Source organism: Achromobacter sp. UMC71 (genome assembly GCF_014170305.1).
Lineage (GTDB): Bacteria > Pseudomonadota > Gammaproteobacteria > Burkholderiales > Burkholderiaceae_B > Achromobacter.
In genome coordinates this window covers 81,274-100,732 of sequence record NZ_LZZT01000014.1, presented here as the reverse complement: position 1 = coordinate 100,732, position 19,459 = coordinate 81,274, and the positions used below count along the sequence as shown (strand labels likewise).

The following is a 19,459-nucleotide window of genomic DNA, read 5'->3' as shown; positions in this document are numbered from 1 at the left end:
GCTCTCTCCCGCCCCGGCCAGCCCCCCCGCTTCGGCTGCCACCGCCACGCCCTGGCGCGACAAACTCAACGGCGTGCTGTTCGTCGGCCTCATGGCCGCCGCCGTCATGCAGTTGGCCGACCTGCCCGCCATCCGCCAACTGGGTTTTTCGCCCCTGGTGGTCGGCATCGTCTGCGGCATGCTGTACGGCAACTTCCTGCGCGGCACGATGCCGGTGGATTGGGGCGTGGGCGTCAATTTCACCGCGCGGCGCCTCTTGCGCATCGCCGTGGCCTTCTATGGCCTGAACATCAGCATCCAGCAGATCGCCGCCGTGGGCCTGCCCGGCCTGGCCGTGTCGGTCGCGGTGGTGGTCGGCACGTTGCTGATCGGCACCCTGGTCGGCCAGCGCCTGCTGGGGCTGGACCGCGACACCGCCATGCTGACCGCCGCCGGCAGCGCCATCTGCGGCGCGGCCGCCGTGCTGGCCTTCGAACCGACCCTACGCGCGGCCCCGCACAAGAGCGCCGTGGCAGTAGCCACTGTGGTGCTGTTCGGCACGTTGTCCATGTTCCTCTACCCGGTCCTGTACCACGCGGGCTGGCTGCAATTCGACACCCAGTCCCTGGGCATCTACATCGGCGGCACCATCCACGAAGTGGCGCAGGTGGTCGGCGCGGCCAGCAACATCGACCCCGCCACCACGGAAGTGGCCACCATCGTGAAGATGACCCGCGTCGCCCTGCTGGTGCCGGTGCTGTTGGTCCTGGGCCTGTACCTGCGCAGCGCCGCCAGCCACGCCGGCAGCCAGGCCAAGGGCGCCAAGCTGCCCATCCCCTGGTTCGCGGTCGGCTTCCTGGTCCTGGCCATCATCAACTCGCTCAATATCATTCCGGCCGATGCCGTGGCCGCCATCCGCCGCCTGGACGTCTTCGCGCTGACCATGGCCATGACCGCGCTGGGCATCGAAACCCGCTTCGCGCAGATCCGCAAGGCCGGCCCCCGCGTGATGGCATTGGGCCTGATTCTCTACGCCTGGTTGCTGGTGGGCGGCTACGGCATCGTCAAGCTGGCTTCGTGATCCCGCGATAAACCACGGCGGCAGGCCCCCGGCGCACGCCCGGGGGCCACGTTTTTCCTGCATAATCGGCTGGTTGCCTTGCATTGGAGCCGGCCGCATGACCTCCAGCACCAAAACCCCCTTCACGACTTTGCCCGCCGATCGCGACGCGGTATTGCGCGTCATGCCAATGCCGGCGGACGCCAATATCCACGGGGACGTTTTCGGCGGCTGGATCATGTCCCAGGTCGACATCGCGGGGTCCATCCCCGCCGCCCGCCGCGCGGCCGGCCGGGTCGCCACCGTCGCCGTCAATGCCTTCCAGTTCAAGCAGCCGGTTTTCGTGGGCGACCTGCTCAGCTTCTACGCCGCGGTGATCAAGACCGGCAAAACCTCCGTCACCGTCTCGGTCGAGGTCTATGCCGAACGCCAGCGCCTGGACGCCGAAGTGGTCAAGGTCACCGAAGCCACCCTGACTTACGTCGCCACCGACGAAGCGCGGCGTAGCCGCCCCCTTCCCACTCTTTGAGCCGTAACGCATGACGCAGTCCGCCGCCGCGCAGAAACCGCCTGCGACGCCCCGTCGCCTCGACCCGGAAGACGCGCAACACGCCCTGGCGGAAGTGCAGGAGCGCCTGCGCCGCCAGCAACTGGTCGCCGACCTGGTGCATCGCCAGGAAGAAGGCGATGCCAAGGCCTCCCTGGTCGAAGACCTGGTGCACCGCCAGCACGAGGCAGAGCTCAAGACCCTGCTGGACGGGCTGCACCCGGCGGACATCGCCTTCATCCTGGAATCGCTGCCCAAGGACGAACGCCAGGCCATCTGGAAGCTGGTCAGCCCCGAACACGACGCGGACGTGCTGCTCGAGGTCGAAGACTGGGTGCGCGAATCGCTGATCGAAGCGATGGACCGCCAGGACCTGGTGGCCGCCACCGGCAACATGGACGCCGACGAACTGGCGGACCTGGCGCCCGATCTGCCGCCCGACGTGGTGGCCGAAGTGCAGAAGGGCCTGACCGAAGAGGAACGCGCGCAACTGCTGGAAGCCATGGGCTATCCGGAAGACAGCGTGGGCGCCATCATGGACTTCGAAATGGTCCGCGTGCGCGAAGACGTCACGCTCGAAGTGGTGCTGCGCTACCTGCGCCGCCTGCATGAATTGCCCGATCACACCGACCAGATCTTCGTGGTCGACCGCCAGGACAAGCTGCAAGGCATCCTGCCGCTGTCGCGCCTTCTGGTCAGTGAACCCGAAACCGAAGTGCGCGCGGTCATGAACTCGGACTTCCTCGCGCTCAACCCGCTGGATTCCGACGCCGACGCCGCCGGCGCATTCGAACGCTACGACCTGGTGTCCGCCCCCGTCATGGACGACCAAGGCCGCCTGATCGGCCGCGTCACCATCGCCGACGTCGTCGACGTGATGCGCGAAGACTCCCAGGAACAGGCCCTGTCGCGCGCCGGTCTGCAAGAAGAAGACATCTTCGCGCCGGTCAGCACCGCCCTGCGCAACCGCGCGCCCTGGCTGCTATTCAACCTCTGTACCGCGGCCACGGCGTCGTTCGTGGCGTCGCAATTCGAAGGCACCGTCAGCCAGATCGTCATCCTGGCGTTCCTGATGTCCATCGTCGCCGGCATCGGCGGCAATTCGGGCAACCAGACCATGACGCTGATCATCCGCGCCCTGGCCATGGGCCGGATCACCGGCCGCAACCTGTGGCAGCTGGTCAAGCGCGAGCTGTTCGTGACGCTGATGGTAGGCCTGTGCGGCAGCCTGGTGGCGGCCCTGTTCGCCTGGGCCATCTCGCATTCGCTGTCGATCGCGCTGGTGATGATGGCCGCCATGATCTGCAATATGCTGGTGGGCGCGTCGGTCGGCGTGCTGGTGCCCATGCTGCGGGCCCGCTTCGGCAAGGATCCCGCCATGGGTTCGTCGGTCCTGCTGACCTTCGCCACCGACTCGCTGGGCTTTTTCATCTTCCTGGGGTTGGCGACCATCTTCCTGCTGTAGCGCGCTCGCAACGGACCTGCACATCAATGTTTCATCGGATGTCTTCAGCGGCCATCTGACAGCTCTATGACAGTAAATATGAAAAGTGCTCCGTTACAGTAACGGGATCGTCATCATATTTCCTGTTCCACCCATGACCGCCAGACTCCGGGCAGCTCTATTTTGCCTGCTGCTCTCGACTTTCAGCGCCGCCGCGCACGCCTGTGACAACATGCCCTCGTGGGCGCAGTCCGCCTGCAACCGGATCGACCAGATCTGGAACGAAGGCGGCAACGACCTCTACTTCAGCGGGTATTCATGGCACAACCGGGCCATGTACAGCCGCGAAAAGATCAACAGCTTCAACGAATTGGCCTGGGGTGGCGGCTACGGCCGCAGCATCTATGACGAAGACGGCGACTGGCAGGGCCTGTACGCCATGGCGTTCCTGGATTCGCACAGCAAGGTCGAACCCATCGCCGGCTACGGTTTTCTGAAGATCGGACGAGTCGGCGAGAACTTCCGCCTCGGCGCCGGCTACACGGTCTTTTTGACCGCGCGCCACGACATCATGAGCTACGTGCCCTTCCCGGGCGTGCTGCCGCTGGTCTCGGCCGGCTACAAGGACACCATGCTCTACGCCACCTACATCCCGGGCTCGCGAGGCGCGGGCAATGTGCTGTTCATGTTCGGCCGCTGGTCGTTCTGACGCGTCGACGGGATTTCGTCTGAAATGAAACGGGGCCGCAAGAAGACCCCGTTTGTTCGTTTGCGCAGCCTCAGCAGGGTTGCAGGCCCAGCCGGCGCACCAGTTCGCCCAGGCGCCAATCGTCGATGCCGTGAGCCCGCAAGGCCCTCTCGGTTTCCACCACGTAGTCCAGGCAGGGGCCGGATTGCCCGACCGCATTGCGCACCGATGCCAGCAGGCGGTCGTCGGTCAGGTCGGCCGCATACTCATGGCAGGCACGGTTCAACAGGAAGACCAGGCCGCGCACCGGTGCCTGTTCGGTATGGCAGGTCAGCCACCGCGGGGTATACGCACCGGTGACCATTTCACGGCGCCACAGCGCCTCGAAAACCGTGGGCACGTCGCTGGCGGCAACCAGAAAGGCCACGCCACGGCAACAGCCGCCACGATTCAAGCCAAACACCAGGCCGGGATTATCGGGAGAACCGCGATGATCGTGCGACCACAGGCACAGGGACCGGTGGTAACCGCGCACCGTCGCCAGGCGGCGTTCGCGCCAGGCGAAACCGGGATGCCAGATCAGGGAACCGTAGGCGAACACCCACAGATCGTCAGTGCCGTTCCATCCATCCAAAAGCGCTTGCACCGACGCGGGTTGCGTCTTCGCCAATCCGGCGCAGCCGGCGGGTACTGCCAACGACATAGGGTCCTCTGATATCCCGGTTCATTCCATAGCTGGAATGACGGATATCCTACGCCGCCTGCCGCGCAAAAGAATTGCGAGATTGCCGTCTCGCAACACGCCGAAAGAAATTTGTATTCCCCGAAGGGGGCCGCAGGGGAAAAAAATTGCGCGCCCGGCGAGCAAGCCCTGGCGGCACGCCTTCAGACCGCGTTCAGCGGCAGCTCGGTGGTGCTCTTGATGACTTCCATCGAGAAGCTGGCGCTGACGTCCAGCAGGTCCACCGCGCCGATCAGGCGGCGGTAGAAGCGGTCATAGGCCGCCATGTCCTCGACCACCACCTTGAGCAGGTAGTCGATGTCGCCCGCCATGCGGTGAAATTCCACCACGTTGGGCAACGCCATGACGGCGTTGATCAGGCTTTGCGTCCATTTTTCGTTGTGCTGGCTGGTCTTGATGGACACGAACACGGTCAGGTTCAGGCCCAGCGCGCGCGGGTCCAGCAAGATGGCATTGCGCGCGATGACGCCGTCGTCCTTGAGCTTCTGGATGCGGCGCCAGCAGGGGGTGACGGACAGGTTCACCTGCTCGGCGATTTCGGCGACCGAACAGGTGGCGTCCTTCTGCAGCAACGCCAAGATCTTGATGTCCGTCTGGTCCATTGAGGTTCCTCAAGCGATATCGGCCCAATCTTGCCCTTTCCCCCTGCTCGCGTCCAGCCGCGGAACACCCTTGCTCCGCGGCGGATTCAGTAGGTGCCGGGGTAGCCGCCGCCGTCCAGCAGGATGTTCTGCGCGGTCATGTAGCTGGCCTGCGCCGAGCAGACATAGGCGCACAGCGCCCCGAGTTCTTCGGGCTGGCCATAGCGCCCTGCCGGACTGGCGCGGCCGCGTTCGTCCCACAGTTGCTCGAAGGTCTTGCCGGTGTCCTCGAGCATGCCGCGGATGTGGCGCGCCTGCGCGTCGGTGGCGAACGCGCCCGGCAGCAGATTGTTGATGGTCACGTTGTGGCGCACGGTTTGGCGCGCCAGGCCGCTCACAAAGCCGATCAGCCCGGCGCGCGCGCCGTTGGACAGCCCCAGCTCGGCATGCGGCGCCTTGACGCTGCGCGACACGATGTTGACGATGCGCCCGAAGCGCCGTTCGATCATGCCGTCCACCACGCGGCGGATCATATCGATCGGCCCCAGCATCATGGAGTCGAGCGCCGCGATCCAGTCGTCATGGCTCCAGTTGCGGAAGTCGCCCGGCATGGGGCCATCGGCGTTGTTGATCAGAATGTCGGGATGCGGGCAGGCGGCCAGCGCGGCCTCGCGCCCCGTGTCCAGCGTCAGGTCGGCCGAGACCCAGCCAACGCCGATGCCCGTTTCGCGCGAAATCTCGGCGGCGGCCTGCTCAAGCGTCTGCGGGTTGCGGGCCGCGATGGTCACCGCCACGCCCTCGCGCGCCAATTGCAGGGCGCACGCCCGGCCCATGCCTCGGCTGCCGCCGAACACCAATGCGGTCTTGCCGCTGATCCCCAGATCCATGCCTGACTCCCCAGAGTTGTGCCACGAAGCGGATCAGTATAGGAGCGCCGGGCCGCCGCAAGGATGGAATTTTTTTCCAATCTTTCCCGCCAAACGGGCGAATTTGGCAAAGGCATTCCACGGCGAATCCCTAAGATGAAGGCTTGTCATTCAGGGGGACACGCATGCCTTCTGCCCAACTCGCCACCGCCGATCTGCGCTCGCTATGCGAGTCGGTGCAGGCCGCCCAGCTGAATGCGGCGCGCGCCCTGCTGCGCGACCTGGCCGCCAGTGTCGCCAATGCAGGCGACATGCTGCAAAACCTGCCCGAAGACCTGCGCGCCGGCCGCGCCGACACCTACACCCGTCACATCGCCTACGCCGATCCGCATGGCGCCTTCACCGTCGCCTACCTGATCTGGCGTCCGGGGCAATTCAGCCCGGTGCATGGCCACAAGACCTGGTGCACCTACCAGGTGCTGCAGGGCGAACTGGCCGAAACCCACTACCGCTGGGATCCGGATGCGGCCGCCGCCATCGCCTGCGGCGAGGCCTGCCGCCGCCCCGGCGACATCGTCACCGCCACGCCGGGTCTGCGCCAGATCCACCGCCTGGGCAACGCCGGCCCCGGCGTCGCCGTGTCCCTGCACATCTACGGCGTCGACCAGGCCGACCTGTGCACCGGCGTCAATCACCTCGTGCCCACGCCCGCGCCGCACTGAACGCGACGCAAAAAAAACGGGACCCAAGGGCCCCGTTTCTGTCCGGGCCTCAGCCCATCCACTGGCTCACCGGTGCCGCCGTATCCTGCAACGGCTGCGCCACTACGTCGATCAGGGCGGGCCCGTCATGCTCCATCGCCGCCTTGATCGCCGCATCCAGCTTGGCCGGGTCTTCCACCCGCCACGCCTTCACGCCATAAGCCTCGGCGATGCGGGCGTGATCGGTGCGGTCGAAGTCCACGCTGTAGTAGCGCTTGTCGTAGCCCGCCTTCTGGCTGGCCTTGATCCAGCCGTAGACCGAATTCGAAAACACGATCATCAAGAGCGGCGCCTTGTGACGCACGATGGTTTCCAGCTCGCCCACCGTAAAGCCGAAGCTGCCGTCGCCCATGACGGACACACACTTGGACTGCGGCCGGCCCACCCAGGCCCCCAACGCCGCCGACATCGAGAACCCCAGCGCGCCGTGCGCGCGATTGGTGATGAAATGGCGGCCCGGACGCGACACGTCGTAGTAGGCCGAGAAATACGGGCAAGGCGTCCCGGGGTCGGCGCACACCACCGCGTCATCGGGTAACAGGCGGTTCAGCGACTGCACCACGCGCTCCGGACGGATCGGCGTTTCCAGGCTGGCGGCCAGCGGCTCCAATTGCGCCCGCCGCGCGGCTTTCGCGCGCCCGGCCAGCACCGCGCCGTCCACGGCATCGGACGGCCGATGCGCGCGGCGCGCCTGGACTTCGGCGCCCAACGCTTCCAGCGCCAGCTTGGCATCGCCGACCAGCCCGACCTCGGTCAGGTAGTTGGCGCCGATCACCATCGGATCGATGTCAATGTGCAGGATCGGCACGTCACGGCTCGGAAAGCGCCAATGCTCGGTCGAGGTCGACCCCGCACGGCAACCGATGAACAGCACCACGTCGGCCGCGGCCACCACGTCGCGCGTGGCCATCACGCCGCCGTTGGAACCCACCACACCCGCGTTCAGTGGATGCGTATCGGCCAGGCTGCCCTGTCCGCTGACGGTCACGCAGACCGCCGCCTTCAGGGTCTCGGCCAATTCCTGCAGCGCGCCGCTGGCACCGGCGATCACCACGCCGCCGCCGCAAATGATTACGGGCGAACGCGCCTCGACCAACCGCTGCGCGGCGCGCGCCACGTCTGCCGGATCCGGCGCGAAGCGCAGCGACGGAAAGCGCGCATGTTCGGGCTGCGCCCAGATGTCGGCCGCGTCCACTTGCTGCTTCATCACGTCATAGGGAAAGCACAGGTGCGCCGAGCCAGGCTTGCCGGTGGTCATCGCGCGGAACGCGGCGCGCACCATGCCCGGAATCTGGTCCGCGCGGTCGATCGTACGGTTCCACTTCGTCAACGGCCGGTACAGGGCCTCCTGGTCCAGCTCGGTCAGCGGGTACTTGCCGCGCGAGCCCACCGCCACGTCGGACGTGATGCCCAGCACCGGAATGGACGACTCATTGGCCTCCACCAGCCCGGGTAATAGATAGGTCGCGCCGCCGCCGCTGGGGCCTTCGCACACGCCGACCTTGCCGGTCACGCGCGCATAGGCGTCGGCCATGTAGCCGGCGCTGCGCTCGTCCCGGGTCAGCACGTGCTGCATGCCGTGGTCCAGCCGGTAGAGTGCGTCATAGAACGGCAGGCTGGTATCGCCGCAAAGGCCGAAAATGTGTTTGACGCCGTTGTGTTGCAGCATCCGCACCATTGCTTCGGCGCCGGTCAAGGTATCCATGTCTTCTCCACGCGATGCGCGGGCCGGGCGGAACGCCGCTGCGTCCCGCCGCGAACCGCTCAGTTATCCAGATTGATGTTGCTGCTCTTGATGAAGGTGCTCCAGCGGTCGTATTCCGCCTTCACGTAGGCATCCAGCGCCGGTCCATTGGACGCCACGATCTCGAAGCCCGCTTCCTGCAGCTTCTTCTTGACGTCCGCGTCGGCCAGCACCGTGTTGAATGCCTGGGTCAGCTTTTTGATGGTGGCGTCCGGCGTCCCCTTGGGCGCGAACATGCCGCTCCAGGAATAGGCCACGAAGCCCGGAAAACCCGACTCGGCCACCGTCGGCACATTGGGCAATTCCGGCAGGCGCTTCTCGCCGGCCACGGCCAGCGGCTTGATCTTGCCGGCCTGAATCTGGCCGCGCAGCGCGGCAAAGCTCAGCCAGGTCATGTTCGCCTGGCCGCCCACCACCGCCTGGATGGCGGGCCCGCCCCCGCCGTAGGGAACATGCAGCAGCTCCACCTTGGACAGGCGCTTGAGCTCTTCGGGCGCCAGGTGGTTCAGCGAACCGACGCCGGTGGACGCATAGTTGAATTTGTTGGCCGGCTGCTTGGCGGCCGCCGCCAGGAATTCCTTCAGGTTGTCACCCGGCACGCCTGGGTTGGCGCCCAGTACCAGCGGAAAGCGCACGGTCTGGGTGATGGCGACGAAGTCCTTGAACGTGTCATAGGGCAGCTTGGGCTTTACGGCGGGATTGATGCCGTGGTTGTCGAAGCTGACCAGCAGCGTGCTGCCATCGGGTTCGGCGCGCGCCACGAAGGCAGTCGCGATCTGGCTGGCCGCGCCCGGCCGGTTTTCCACCACCACCGCCCGGCCGCCCAATTCCTGCGACAGGCGCGGCTGCATGATGCGGGCCAGGATATCGGTACTGCCGCCCGGCGGGTACGGCACCACCAGTACCAGCGGCTTTTCGTCCGCATGGGCGGGCGCGGCCAGGCCGCCTCCCAGCGCGGCCAGCGCGCAGACGGCCGCCAAGGCGCGCCGCATCGATGTGTAGGTCATGTTTTTTCCCCTGCTGTTGTGGTGTTGGCCGGCGCTGCCGAGGCGGGTTCGGCCTGGTCCCGCATGTAAATCGTGGAAAAACCGGTGCGGATGACATCCGTGATCTGGTCCAACCGCCGGCCGATGTGGCTGCACATCATGTCCGGCAAGGCGTCGACATCGCGCCGCTCCAGCGCCTGGACGATGCGCATGTGCTCGCCCTGCGTCTGGCTGCGTCGGCCCTGCTGCATGTCGATCCAGCGGACGAAATGGATGCGCGCGTTCACGCTCTCCAACGCCCGCACGAATTCCTCGTTGCGCGACAGGCGCGCCAGTGTCAGGTGGAAAGCCTCGTCCAGTTCCAGCAGGCGGGTCGCGTCGCTGTCTTCGGGCACGTCGCGCGAGCGTTCGACAAAGGCGCGCAGCGCCGCCAATTCCTCGTCGCTGGCGCGCTCGCAGGCGGCGCGGACAATGCCGGCTTCCAGCACTGCCCGGTATTCATAGAGGCTGTGAATCTGCTTGGCATCCAGCAACCGGGCAATGAAGCCGCGGTTCACCGAGCGGGTCAGGAAGCCTTCCACCATCAACTGGTTCAACACCTCGCGCAGCGGCGTGCGGCTGACGTTCAAGCGCCGCGCCAGCTCTACTTCATTGATGCGTTCGCCCGGCTTGAACTCGAAGCTCACCGCCATGGCCTTGACGGCGTTGTACAGCTCGGCCTGTCCGGCCGAGGTGCGGGCTGTGGGTCGGGATTGCGTCATACGAAAGCAGGGCCGCCAGGGCGCTCCAAGCCGGAATGAAGTGCATACTAAAGTGCATACACTTTACCTCGCAACCCGGGTTTGCCCGGAAAGTGGGCGCGATCAATCCGGCCCTTTTATAGGGCGTGTCGTCGGATGAAGGGGAAAGCAGACGCGCCGCCGAGTAGCCGCGCCGTGGCTCAAAGACCGGTATCGAGCGTGTAGTGCGCGCCGTCGCGGTTTTCCAGCGTCAGCGTGGACAAGACCGGCACGGCCGCCGACGGGTCTTCCTGCACATGGATGCGCAGGTTGGCCAGCGGCACGTCCCAGCCGCCTGCGGCGGCTTCGGCCTTGACGCCCGCCACCAGAGCCAGGCGTTCGGCCACTTGGCGCGCCTGGGCGGCGCGCGCATCGATGCGCGTCAGGCTGCGGGCCCCATTGGGGTGCGCCATGAGTTCTGGCGACCAGACGCACTCGGGCGTCAGATGGCGGCAGAAATACATGCGGATGCCGGGCAGCGGCTGCTCGGCAAATCGCACGGTATGGAAACGGGCCTGGACTTCCTGGCCGTCCAGCATGGCCGGCCGGCTCAGTTCCTGCATGGGATTGACCGCGAAGCCGGCAGCGAGCAGACGCTCGCGCGTGGCGTCGGCGTCATAGGTGCGGAACACCAGCGCTTCAAGCCCGAAGGGGGAGTCGGCGATTTCCTTGCGGGCCGGCGGCGCGCCGGGCGGCCAGCCCAGCAATTCGACGTAGGTGCCTTCAAGCACGATGAGGCGGTTGCACGACCCCAGGTTGTGCACCGCCTTGTCGCTCAGGTGAAAGCCCTGGCGCTCGAAGTGCGGCGCCAGCGCATCCAGCCGGTCGCGCACCATGACCACGGCATGGTCGAATTCGGTGTGGCCGACGGAATGCAGCATGGCGTTTATCCGGTCAGACCAGCTTGCCGTGGCACTGCTTGTACTTCTTGCCGCTGCCGCACGGGCACGGATCGTTGCGGCCCACCTTGGGCAGCGCGTTGCGCACCGGCTGCGCGCCCTCTTCCGTGGCCGACTGGGCCAGGGCCTCGTCGTAGTCGGAGTGGTGGTATTGCACGTTCTGCACATGCGGCTGGGCGGCTTCGGCTTCGGCCTGCTCGACCTGCTCGGACGACTGCACTCGCACGGTCATCAGCACGCGCACCACATCGTCGCGGATGCGGTCCAGCATGCCCGAGAACAGTTCGAAGGCTTCGCGCTTGTATTCCTGCTTGGGGTTCTTCTGGGCGTAACCGCGCAGATGGATGCCCTGGCGCAGGTAATCCAGCGCCGACAGGTGTTCGCGCCAGTGCGTGTCGATGGCCTGCAGCATGATCGAACGTTCGAACTGCGACCACGATTCCGCGCCCACCTGCTCGACCTTGGCCCGGTAGATGTCGCGCGCCGCCGCGACCACGCGTTCGCGCAGGTCTTCGTCGGTCAGGCTTGCTTCTTTTTCGAGCATCTCGACCAGCGGCAGGCGGATCTGCCAGTCGGCTTCCAGCGCCTTTTGCAACGCCGGGATGTCCCACTGCTCTTCCACCGATTCCGGCGGCACATACGTGTTGAACAGGTCGACCACCGCGGCGTCGCGCAGGTTTTCCACCGTGGCGCCCACGCTGGCGGCTTCCAGCACGTCGTTGCGCTGCGAGTACAGCACCTTGCGCTGGTCGTTGGCGACATCGTCGTATTCCAGCAATTGCTTGCGGATGTCGAAGTTGCGGCCTTCCACCTTGCGTTGCGCGGTTTCAATCGAGCGGGTCACCATGCCGGCTTCGATGGGCTCGCCTTCGGGCAGCTTCAGGCGCTCCATGATGGCGCGCACGCGGTCGCCCGCGAAGATGCGCATCAGCGAATCTTCCAGCGACAGGTAGAAACGCGACGAACCCGGGTCGCCCTGGCGGCCGGCGCGGCCACGCAGCTGGTTGTCGATACGGCGCGATTCGTGGCGCTCGGTACCGATGATGCGCAGGCCGCCGGCGGCCTTCACTTGCTCGTTCAGCGGCTTCCAGTCGGCGCGGATCTTTTCGATGCGCGCGTTCTTTTCGGCCTCGGACAGCGATTCGTCCGCGCGGATCAGGTCAACCTGCTTGTCCACGCTGCCGCCCAGCACGATGTCGGTGCCGCGGCCCGCCATGTTGGTGGCGATGGTGATGTGGCCAGGCTTGCCGGCTTCGGCGACGATCTCGGCTTCGCGGGCATGTTGCTTGGCGTTCAGCACTTCGTGCGGCAGCTTGGCCTTTTTCAGCAGGCCCGACAGCAGCTCGGAGTTTTCGATGCTGGTGGTGCCCACCAGCACCGGCTGGCCGCGCTCGTGGCAATCGCGGATGTCTTCGAGAATCGCGTTGTACTTTTCCGGGTCGGTCTTGAAGACCTGGTCGTTTTGATCCTTGCGGATCATGGGCTTGTTGGTCGGGATAATGACCGTTTCGAGCCCGTAGATCTCCTGGAATTCGTACGCTTCCGTATCGGCCGTACCGGTCATGCCGGACAGCTTTTCGTACATGCGGAAGTAGTTCTGGAACGTAATGGATGCCAGCGTCTGGTTCTCGTGCTGGATCTTCACGCCTTCCTTGGCTTCGACCGCCTGGTGCAGGCCATCGGACCAACGGCGGCCCACCATCAGGCGGCCCGTGAACTCGTCGACGATGATGACTTCGCCGTCCTGCACCACATACTGCTGGTCGCGGAAGAACAGCGAGTTGGCGCGCAGCGCCACCATCAGGTGATGCATCAGGGCGATATGGCGCGGGTCGTACAGCGACTCGCCCTCGGGCAGGATGCCCAGGCGCGCCAGGATGCCTTCAGCATTGACGTGACCGGCTTCCGACAGGTAGACCTGCTGGCTCTTTTCGTCGACCCAATAGTCGCCTTCGGGTTCCGGCTCTTGCGGCTTGGGCTCGCTGGCCATGCGGGTCAAGAGCGGCGGCACCGCATTCATGCGGATGTACAGCTCGGTGTGGTCTTCGGCCTGGCCGGAGATGATCAAGGGCGTACGCGCCTCGTCGATCAGGATCGAGTCCACTTCGTCGACGATGGCGTAGAACAGCGCGCGCTGGCGCCGGTCTTCAACACGGTATTCCATGTTGTCGCGCAGGTAGTCGAAACCGAATTCGTTATTGGTGCCGTACGTGATGTCGGCGGCGTAAGCGGCCTTCTTTTCCTCGTTCGGCTGCTGCGGCACCACCACGCCCGTGGACAGGCCCAGGAAGTGATACAGGCGGCCCATCCATTCAGCGTCGCGGCGGGCCAGGTAATCGTTCACCGTCACCACGTGCACGCCCTTGCGGGCGATCGCGTTCAGGTAGACCGGCAGCGTCGCCATCAGCGTCTTGCCTTCACCTGTGCGCATTTCGGCGATCTTGCCACTATGCAGGGCGATGCCGCCCAGCAACTGCGCATCAAAGTGACGCATGCCGAAAACCCGCTTGCCGGCTTCGCGCACGACGGCGAAGGCTTCCGGTAGCAGGTCGTCCAAGGAAGTGCCCTGGGCGTGACGAGAGCTGAACTCCTCGGTCTTGGCCGCCAGCTCCGCATCGGAGAGCGCGGAGATCTTGGGCTCCAGCCCATTGATCTGGGTTACCAGCTTGCGATACTGCTTAAGCAGCCGGTCGTTGCGGCTACCTATGAGTTTTTTGAGCAGAGAAACCATGCGTATGTCGGCCGCACGAACCACGCCGCGCCAAGCATTAGGCTAAGGGCAGCGTCGCCCGTGACTTGATTTATTTGGTTGAGCGGGGGTCCGCTGGGAAACGAACCAGTTTAACGCACCTGGAGCGCAATAGCCTGACCCTATGGCCAGGGTGGCACTGTAGCCCGGATTAGGGGTCAGCGCGCGGCGCCGTTGGCGCCGACCTGCGCCACCGCGGGCGGCGCGTGCTGCTGCGGGCCCAGGAACAGGCGCGGATCCAGCGGTTGCCCAGCCAGCCGGACCTCGAAATGCAAGTGCGGCCCGGTGGATTGGCCCGACGAGCCGACCCGGGCGACCTGCTGGCCCCGCTCGACCAATTGGCCTTGCTTGACCAGCAGCGACGAGGCATGGGCGTAGCGTGTGATGAGGCCGTCGCCATGGTCGATTTCAACCATGTTGCCGTAGCCCGGCAGGAATTTGGCTTCCAGCACCACCCCGCCCGATGCGGCCAGGATGGGGGTGCCCGGCGGCGCGGCAAAGTCCAGGCCTTCGTGCATGGCCTGGCGCCCGGTCACGGGATTGCGGCGCCAGCCGTAGGATGAGCTGAGGTACGGATAATCGGTAATGGGCATGGCCGTGGGCATGCGGGCCTGATCGGCCGACCGCCGGGTCAGCGCCGCGTCCAGCAGCTTGAGATTGTCGGTTTGCAGCGCAAGCCGCTCCTGGATTTCGTCCAGTTGGCGGCCCAGCGCTTCGGCCGACGCCGCGGTGGGCGGCGTGCGGTCGGTGAACAGGTCGTCCATGACCTGGGTCGCCTCGGGCGCGTGGTTCGCGTCGGCCGGCGCCGCGGCCAGTTGCTTGGCCACTTCCGGATCGGTATAGGCCACTCCGGCCACCTGAGCCACCCGCTGGCCCAGCCCGTCGATGCTGACCAGCTTGGCCTGCAACGCGCCCACCTTGGCGGCCAGCAGGTTCATGTTGCCGCGCAGGAAATCAGCGTCGCGTCCCGGTTGTCCGGACAGCGGCCACCCCACCGTGTGGACCGCCGGCAGGATAGGAGTAAGGTAGCGCTGAAGGGCGGCGCCAAAGATGGCGGCCGTCATCAGGGCGCCCCCCAGAAACAACGCCAATCGTGCGCCTCCCAGGGTGAAATGCCCGTCCTGCCCTTCGCGGGCGTGCATAATCACTATTTTCAAGGTTTGCTTCCTAATTCTTAGAGCCGGGATGAATAGACCCACTTCATACCGTCAACGTTCCAGTTCCAGCCGGCGGAAAGAAAATACCGCCCTGGGATGGCTGGGTCATGACATGCGGGGCGCCGGCGTACTGGCGACCGCCCGCAAGCACTTGCAAATCCAATATGCGGTGGCGGCGATTCTGCCCGCCCCGTTGGGCGCCGTGTGCCAGGTAGGCAAGCTGGAAAACCAGCGCCTTCAACTGGTGGTGCCCAGTGCCGCGCACGCGGCGAAGATGCGTCAATTGGCCCCGCGCATCGCGCAAGCCTTGTCGGACCAAGGCTGGAACCTTAACGAAATTGCCGTCAAGGTACAAGCCGGCCTGCCCAAGCCCGGCGCCCGCCAGCCGCTGCCCCCTAAAGAAGCGCAGCCTCTGGGCGATACCGCCCTGGGCGCCTTTGAAGCGCTGCATGACACCCTGCGCCCCGGCCCGCTAGCCGACGCAGTCGCCAAGCTATTGAAGCACCACAAGAGTAGCTGAGATAGCCAGGCTTGTCCGGCATGCAACCCGCCTGGATACCAAGCGAAACCAAGTTGTCGGACCGTATGAACCCTCGGGTTACACCTGGATGGCGTCTTGAGGAGGACCGGATGGCGGCTGGCGCCATCCCGTGGCAGGACCGGACATCAGCCGGGGACGGACCCCGCCATGCCGGACCTTATCGGCGAACTGGCCTCAGGCCAGTTGCCATTCGTGCCGGAAGGCCTGCGGCGCTTCGGCTTGCGATTCGTAGGTGATCAATTCCCAGGCATCGCGTTGCTCGAGCAGCGCGCGGGCCAGCTGGTTGTTCAGGCCGTGGCCCGACTTGCACGCCACGTAGCGCGCCACCAGCGGCTTGCCCAGCAGATACAGGTCGCCGATGGCGTCCAGGATCTTGTGCTTCACGAATTCGTCGTCGTAACGCAGGCCGTCGCTGTTCAGCACCCGGTATTCGTCCATGACGATGGCGTTGTCCAGGCTGCCGCCGCGGGCCAGGCCCATCGAGCGCAGCGCTTCCACTTCGTTGACGAAGCCGAAGGTGCGGGCACGCGCGATTTCGCGCACGTACGAGTGGGTCGCGAAATCGATCTCGGCGAAATTCGCGGTCGAATCGATGGCGGGGTGGCGAAAGTCGATCGAGAAGGCCAGCGCGTACCCTTCATGGGGTTCAAGCCGGGCCCACTTCTCGGTGCGGCCTTCGCCCTCGCGCACTTCCACCGTCTTCAACACACGGATGAACTGCTTCGGCGCGTTCTGCTCGACGATGCCCGCCGAGCGCAACAGGTACACGAAGGTGGCCGCACTGCCGTCCATGATGGGGACTTCTTCGGCAGTGAGGTCGATATGCAGGTTGTCGATGCCCAGGCCGGCCAATGCCGACATGAGATGTTCCACCGTGGACACGCGGACATTGCCCTGCTGCAATACGGACGCCATGCGGGTGTCGCCCACGCCCGTGGCCTGCGCCGGCAAGTCGACGACTTCGGGCAAATCCACGCGATGGAACACGATGCCCGTGTTGGGCGCCGCCGGGCGCAGGGTGAGCTCGACCCGCCGTCCGGAGTGGACGCCGACGCCTGTCGTGCGGACGAGATTCTGAATGCTGCGCTGTCGGAACATGAGACTAAGGTATTTTGAGCCAGGAAGCCGGCAAGATAACGAACAGATTGCCGGCGTAACTGACGTATTGTAACTCTGTCCGGTTCCCAACGCCATCAAGGCGCCTGGACCGACCGATAAAACCGTCCCCTATTCAAGCCGTGCAAGGGAAACACGGGCCGCTCCGCCTCCGGCTTGCCTGCGGGGACAGGCAAGCCGGAGATGAGGGAGTGCATGTAGAGCCTGAATCAGGCTCTAAGGTTCAATCCGCCTGCTTGCGCAGGAAAGCCGGGATGTCAAAGTGATCCATGCCCGAGCTTTCCAGTGCACGCACCTGAGCCGACGCCTGGCTGCGCGGATTGCGCATGACCGACGGCATGTCCAGATTGCGGTAATCGCCCTGACCGGCCGGCATCGTGCCCATGGGCATGTTGTCGGTGCCGGTACGCAGCACTTCAGCGGTGCTCTGCACCAGTTGCGGACGCGCCTGCGCACGGCCCAGGCCGGTCGCAACCACGGTCACGCGCAGGTTTTCACCCATCGACTCGTCGTAGGCAGTGCCGAAGATCACGGTCGCGTCGTCCGAAGCGTAGCTGCGGATCGTTTCCATGATTTCGCGCGTTTCGCGCATCTTCAGCGAGCGGCTGGCTGTGATGTTGACCAGCACGCCGCGAGCGCCGTTCAGGTCCACGCCTTCCAGCAGCGGGCAGGCGATGGCGTGCTCGGCGGCGACGCGGGCGCGGTCAGCGCCCGAAGCCGATGCCGTGCCCATCATGGCCTGGCCTTGCTCACCCATGATCGTCTTGACGTCCTCGAAGTCGACGTTGACGTTACCTTCGACGTTGATGATTTCGGCGATACCCGCGCACGCGTTGTGCAGGATATCGTCGGCCGAACGGAAGCAGTCTTCCTGCGTCGCGTCCTCGTCCATCAGTTCATAGAGGTTCTCGTTGAGCACCACGATGAGCGAATGCACGTGCTTGGCCAGTTCGGCGATGCCGTCCTCGGCCATCTTCAGGCGCTTGTTGCCTTCGAAGGTGAAGGGCTTGGTCACCACGCCCACCGTCAGAATGCCCAGCTCCTTGGCCACTTCGGCCACGACCGGACCTGCGCCCGTGCCGGTGCCGCCGCCCATGCCGGCGGTAATGAAGACCATGTGCGCGCCGTTCAGGGCGGCACGGATCTCCTCGCGCGCGGTTTCCGCCGACGCGCGGCCTTGCTCGGGCTTGGCGCCCGCACCCAGGCCCGTGCGGCCCAGGCGAATCTGCACCGGGGCATTGGTTGCCGCCAGCGCTTGCGCATCGGTGTTGGCGCAGATGAAATCCACGCCGTGCACGCCGCTGCGAATCATGTGCGCGACGGCATTGCCGCCTGCACCGCCCACACCAACGACCTTGATTACGGTCCCTTTGGTGTTGTTCTCAAGCATCTCAAAGTTCATCATGATGACTCCCTCACAAGTCCGATTTTGCAAATCACAAAAATTCCCCAACAACCTATATTTTGTGAATCGCCTCAAAGCCGAAGCCGACTGCTTTGGTCCGCAACGGGTTTGAGACGCCTCCCCTTTCTGGCCCGGCCCGCGATACCGCTGCGGATCAAGCCAAGGAGCAGGCCCCAACCTGCCCCCCTCTAATTCATAAACCATTCCTTCATGCGCGCCAGCAGGCTCTTGAAGTTGCCCGTCTGCGCGGCGACCTTGCGGCCGCGCACACGCTGCATGCGCGCTTCCTGCAGCAAGCCCATCACGGTCGAGAAGCGCGGATTGCGCATCACGTCGGCCAGGCTGCCTTCGTATTCGGGTACCGCCACGCGCACCGGCTTGAGGAACACGTCCTCGGCCAGTTCGATCATGCCGGGTAGCTGCGCCGAGCCGCCGGTCAGCACCACGCCGGACGCCAGCAGGTCTTCGTAGCCGGAATCGCGCACGACCTGCTGCACCAGCGTGAACAGCTCTTCCACGCGCGGCTCGATGACAGCGCCCAGCGCCTGGCGCTTGACCTGGCGCGGGCCGCGGTCGCCCAGCCCCGGCACTTCCACGGATTCATCCGGACTGGCCAGCACTTGCTTGGCCACGCCGTAACGCAGCTTGATTTCTTCGGCATCGGGCGTCGGCGTGCGCAGCATGGCCGCGATGTCGTTGGTGATCTGGTCGCCGGCGATCGGCAGCACGGCGGTGTGGCGGATCGCGCCGCCGGTGAAGATGGCGACGTCGGTGGTGCCGCCGCCGATATCGACCAGCACGACGCCCAGCTCTTTTTCGTCGGCGGTCAGCACGGCCAGGCTGGAGGCCAGGGGCTGCAGGATCAGGTCCTGCACTTCCAGGCCGCAACGGCGCACGCACTTGACGATGTTCTGCGCGGCGCTGACCGCGCCGGTCACGATGTGCACGCGCACTTCCAGGCGCAGGCCACTCATGCCGATGGGCTCGCGGATGTCTTCCTGGCCGTCGACGATGAATTCCTGCGTCAGCACGTGCAGCACCTGCTGATCGGTGGGGATGTTCACCGCCTTGGCGGTCTCGATGACTCGCGCAACGTCGGTGGCGGTGACTTCCTTGTCCTTGACGGCGACCATGCCGCTGGAGTTGAAGCTGCGGATATGGCTGCCGGCGATGCCGGTGTAGACGTCGCGGATCTTGCAATCTGCCATCAGCTCGGCTTCTTCAAGCGCTCGCTGGATGGAATTCACAGTGGTCTCGATATTGACGACCACGCCCTTGCGCATGCCGCGCGATTCGTGCTGGCCCAGGCCGAGCACTTCGAATCGCCCTTCGGGCAAGATTTCAGCCACCACAGCCACCACCTTGCTGGTGCCGATATCGAGGGCGACGATAAGGTCCTTGATGTCACGGGTCAT

Annotated in this window: 18 protein-coding genes; 6 read left to right on the top strand and 12 right to left on the bottom strand. The window is 65.3% G+C overall.

All coding sequences use genetic code 11. The annotated features are described in order from the left end of the window. The first annotated feature begins 73 nt into the window (after positions 1–73). The 4 genes from A9974_RS06275 to pagP all read left to right on the top strand — a co-directional run bounded on the left by A9974_RS06275 (position 74) and on the right by pagP (position 3,739). Complete coding sequence (locus tag A9974_RS06275; RefSeq protein ID WP_183003289.1) at positions 74–1,060, top strand: YeiH family protein; 987 nt, start codon at positions 74–76, stop codon at positions 1,058–1,060. Between the two features lie 97 nt (positions 1,061–1,157). Further along, a complete protein-coding gene (locus A9974_RS06270) occupies positions 1,158–1,568 on the top strand; it encodes an acyl-CoA thioesterase (protein WP_183003283.1) in 411 nt (136 codons plus the stop codon). A gap of 10 nt (positions 1,569–1,578) precedes the next feature. Continuing rightward, positions 1,579–3,051: a magnesium transporter gene (mgtE, locus tag A9974_RS06265; RefSeq protein ID WP_183003282.1), complete on the top strand. Its 1,473-nt coding sequence runs from the start codon at positions 1,579–1,581 to the stop codon at positions 3,049–3,051. Between the two features lie 133 nt (positions 3,052–3,184). After that, complete coding sequence (gene pagP / locus A9974_RS06260; RefSeq protein WP_183003281.1) at positions 3,185–3,739, top strand: lipid IV(A) palmitoyltransferase PagP; 555 nt, start codon at positions 3,185–3,187, stop codon at positions 3,737–3,739. 70 nt (positions 3,740–3,809) lie between these two features. On the opposite strand, the gene A9974_RS06255 is transcribed toward pagP, so the two are convergent. From A9974_RS06255 to A9974_RS06245, 3 genes are all read right to left on the bottom strand, one after another. Then, positions 3,810–4,421, bottom strand: coding sequence for a gamma-glutamylcyclotransferase (locus tag A9974_RS06255; protein ID WP_183003280.1), 612 nt, complete (start codon positions 4,419–4,421; stop codon positions 3,810–3,812). A 182-nt stretch (positions 4,422–4,603) separates the two neighbouring features. Further along, the gene (locus A9974_RS06250) at positions 4,604–5,062 is read right to left on the bottom strand and encodes an Lrp/AsnC family transcriptional regulator (RefSeq protein WP_183003279.1); all 459 of its coding nucleotides are present in this window, start codon (positions 5,060–5,062) and stop codon (positions 4,604–4,606) included. Between the two features lie 86 nt (positions 5,063–5,148). Next, positions 5,149–5,928: an SDR family oxidoreductase gene (locus A9974_RS06245; protein WP_183003278.1), complete on the bottom strand. Its 780-nt coding sequence runs from the start codon at positions 5,926–5,928 to the stop codon at positions 5,149–5,151. Between the two features lie 164 nt (positions 5,929–6,092). Here A9974_RS06245 and A9974_RS06240 point away from each other — a divergent pair, with 164 nt between their 5' ends. Beyond that, on the top strand, positions 6,093–6,629 hold the full coding sequence (locus A9974_RS06240) for a cysteine dioxygenase family protein (protein ID WP_183003277.1): 537 nt from the start codon (positions 6,093–6,095) through the stop codon (positions 6,627–6,629). Between the two features lie 49 nt (positions 6,630–6,678). On the opposite strand, the gene A9974_RS06235 is transcribed toward A9974_RS06240, so the two are convergent. The 6 genes from A9974_RS06235 to A9974_RS06210 form a co-directional block, all read right to left on the bottom strand. Next, entirely contained in the window at positions 6,679–8,373 is a 1,695-nt protein-coding gene (locus A9974_RS06235) for a thiamine pyrophosphate-binding protein (RefSeq protein WP_183003276.1), read from the bottom strand. Between the two features lie 59 nt (positions 8,374–8,432). Next, the gene (locus A9974_RS06230) at positions 8,433–9,419 is read right to left on the bottom strand and encodes a tripartite tricarboxylate transporter substrate binding protein (protein ID WP_183003275.1); all 987 of its coding nucleotides are present in this window, start codon (positions 9,417–9,419) and stop codon (positions 8,433–8,435) included. After that, positions 9,416–10,159, bottom strand: coding sequence for a GntR family transcriptional regulator (locus A9974_RS06225; protein ID WP_183003274.1), 744 nt, complete (start codon positions 10,157–10,159; stop codon positions 9,416–9,418). The genes A9974_RS06230 and A9974_RS06225 overlap by 4 nt, the downstream gene beginning before the upstream one ends. A gap of 179 nt (positions 10,160–10,338) precedes the next feature. Next, positions 10,339–11,058, bottom strand: a complete 720-nt coding sequence (locus A9974_RS06220; protein WP_183003273.1) for a VOC family protein — start codon at positions 11,056–11,058, stop codon at positions 10,339–10,341. 13 nt (positions 11,059–11,071) lie between these two features. Beyond that, positions 11,072–13,807, bottom strand: a complete 2,736-nt coding sequence (gene secA, locus A9974_RS06215) for a preprotein translocase subunit SecA (RefSeq protein ID WP_183003272.1) — start codon at positions 13,805–13,807, stop codon at positions 11,072–11,074. A gap of 176 nt (positions 13,808–13,983) precedes the next feature. Then, positions 13,984–14,967: a M23 family metallopeptidase gene (locus A9974_RS06210; RefSeq protein WP_183003288.1), complete on the bottom strand. Its 984-nt coding sequence runs from the start codon at positions 14,965–14,967 to the stop codon at positions 13,984–13,986. Between the two features lie 127 nt (positions 14,968–15,094). On the opposite strand from A9974_RS06210, the gene A9974_RS06205 reads away from it, so the two are divergent. Next, the gene (locus tag A9974_RS06205) at positions 15,095–15,502 is read left to right on the top strand and encodes a flagellar hook-length control protein FliK (protein WP_175190689.1); all 408 of its coding nucleotides are present in this window, start codon (positions 15,095–15,097) and stop codon (positions 15,500–15,502) included. A gap of 195 nt (positions 15,503–15,697) precedes the next feature. On the opposite strand, the gene lpxC is transcribed toward A9974_RS06205, so the two are convergent. The 3 genes from lpxC to ftsA all read right to left on the bottom strand — a co-directional run bounded on the left by lpxC (position 15,698) and on the right by ftsA (position 19,459). Continuing rightward, on the bottom strand, positions 15,698–16,621 hold the full coding sequence (gene lpxC / locus A9974_RS06200) for a UDP-3-O-acyl-N-acetylglucosamine deacetylase (protein WP_183003271.1): 924 nt from the start codon (positions 16,619–16,621) through the stop codon (positions 15,698–15,700). Positions 16,622–16,862: 241 nt separating this feature from the next. Continuing rightward, entirely contained in the window at positions 16,863–18,044 is a 1,182-nt protein-coding gene (gene ftsZ, locus A9974_RS06195; protein ID WP_183003270.1) for a cell division protein FtsZ, read from the bottom strand. Between the two features lie 188 nt (positions 18,045–18,232). After that, entirely contained in the window at positions 18,233–19,459 is a 1,227-nt protein-coding gene (gene ftsA, locus A9974_RS06190) for a cell division protein FtsA (protein WP_006217473.1), read from the bottom strand.

Bases quoted from the DNA above. Each gene is read 5' to 3' on its own strand.
- A9974_RS06270 (WP_183003283.1), top strand. From the start codon at position 1,158: ATGACCTCCAGCACCAAAACCCCCTTCACGACTTTGCCCGCCGATCGC.
- mgtE (WP_183003282.1), top strand. From the start codon at position 1,579: ATGACGCAGTCCGCCGCCGCGCAGAAACCGCCTGCGACGCCCCGTCGC.
- pagP (WP_183003281.1), top strand. From the start codon at position 3,185: ATGACCGCCAGACTCCGGGCAGCTCTATTTTGCCTGCTGCTCTCGACT.
- A9974_RS06255 (WP_183003280.1), bottom strand. From the start codon at position 4,421: ATGTCGTTGGCAGTACCCGCCGGCTGCGCCGGATTGGCGAAGACGCAA.
- A9974_RS06250 (WP_183003279.1), bottom strand. From the start codon at position 5,062: ATGGACCAGACGGACATCAAGATCTTGGCGTTGCTGCAGAAGGACGCC.
- A9974_RS06245 (WP_183003278.1), bottom strand. From the start codon at position 5,928: ATGGATCTGGGGATCAGCGGCAAGACCGCATTGGTGTTCGGCGGCAGC.
- A9974_RS06240 (WP_183003277.1), top strand. From the start codon at position 6,093: ATGCCTTCTGCCCAACTCGCCACCGCCGATCTGCGCTCGCTATGCGAG.
- A9974_RS06235 (WP_183003276.1), bottom strand. From the start codon at position 8,373: ATGGATACCTTGACCGGCGCCGAAGCAATGGTGCGGATGCTGCAACAC.
- A9974_RS06230 (WP_183003275.1), bottom strand. From the start codon at position 9,419: ATGACCTACACATCGATGCGGCGCGCCTTGGCGGCCGTCTGCGCGCTG.
- A9974_RS06225 (WP_183003274.1), bottom strand. From the start codon at position 10,159: ATGACGCAATCCCGACCCACAGCCCGCACCTCGGCCGGACAGGCCGAG.
- A9974_RS06220 (WP_183003273.1), bottom strand. From the start codon at position 11,058: ATGCTGCATTCCGTCGGCCACACCGAATTCGACCATGCCGTGGTCATG.
- secA (WP_183003272.1), bottom strand. From the start codon at position 13,807: ATGGTTTCTCTGCTCAAAAAACTCATAGGTAGCCGCAACGACCGGCTG.
- A9974_RS06210 (WP_183003288.1), bottom strand. From the start codon at position 14,967: ATGCACGCCCGCGAAGGGCAGGACGGGCATTTCACCCTGGGAGGCGCA.
- A9974_RS06205 (WP_175190689.1), top strand. From the start codon at position 15,095: ATGCGGGGCGCCGGCGTACTGGCGACCGCCCGCAAGCACTTGCAAATC.
- lpxC (WP_183003271.1), bottom strand. From the start codon at position 16,621: ATGTTCCGACAGCGCAGCATTCAGAATCTCGTCCGCACGACAGGCGTC.
- ftsZ (WP_183003270.1), bottom strand. From the start codon at position 18,044: ATGATGAACTTTGAGATGCTTGAGAACAACACCAAAGGGACCGTAATC.
- ftsA (WP_006217473.1), bottom strand. From the start codon at position 19,459: ATGACCCGTGACATCAAGGACCTTATCGTCGCCCTCGATATCGGCACC.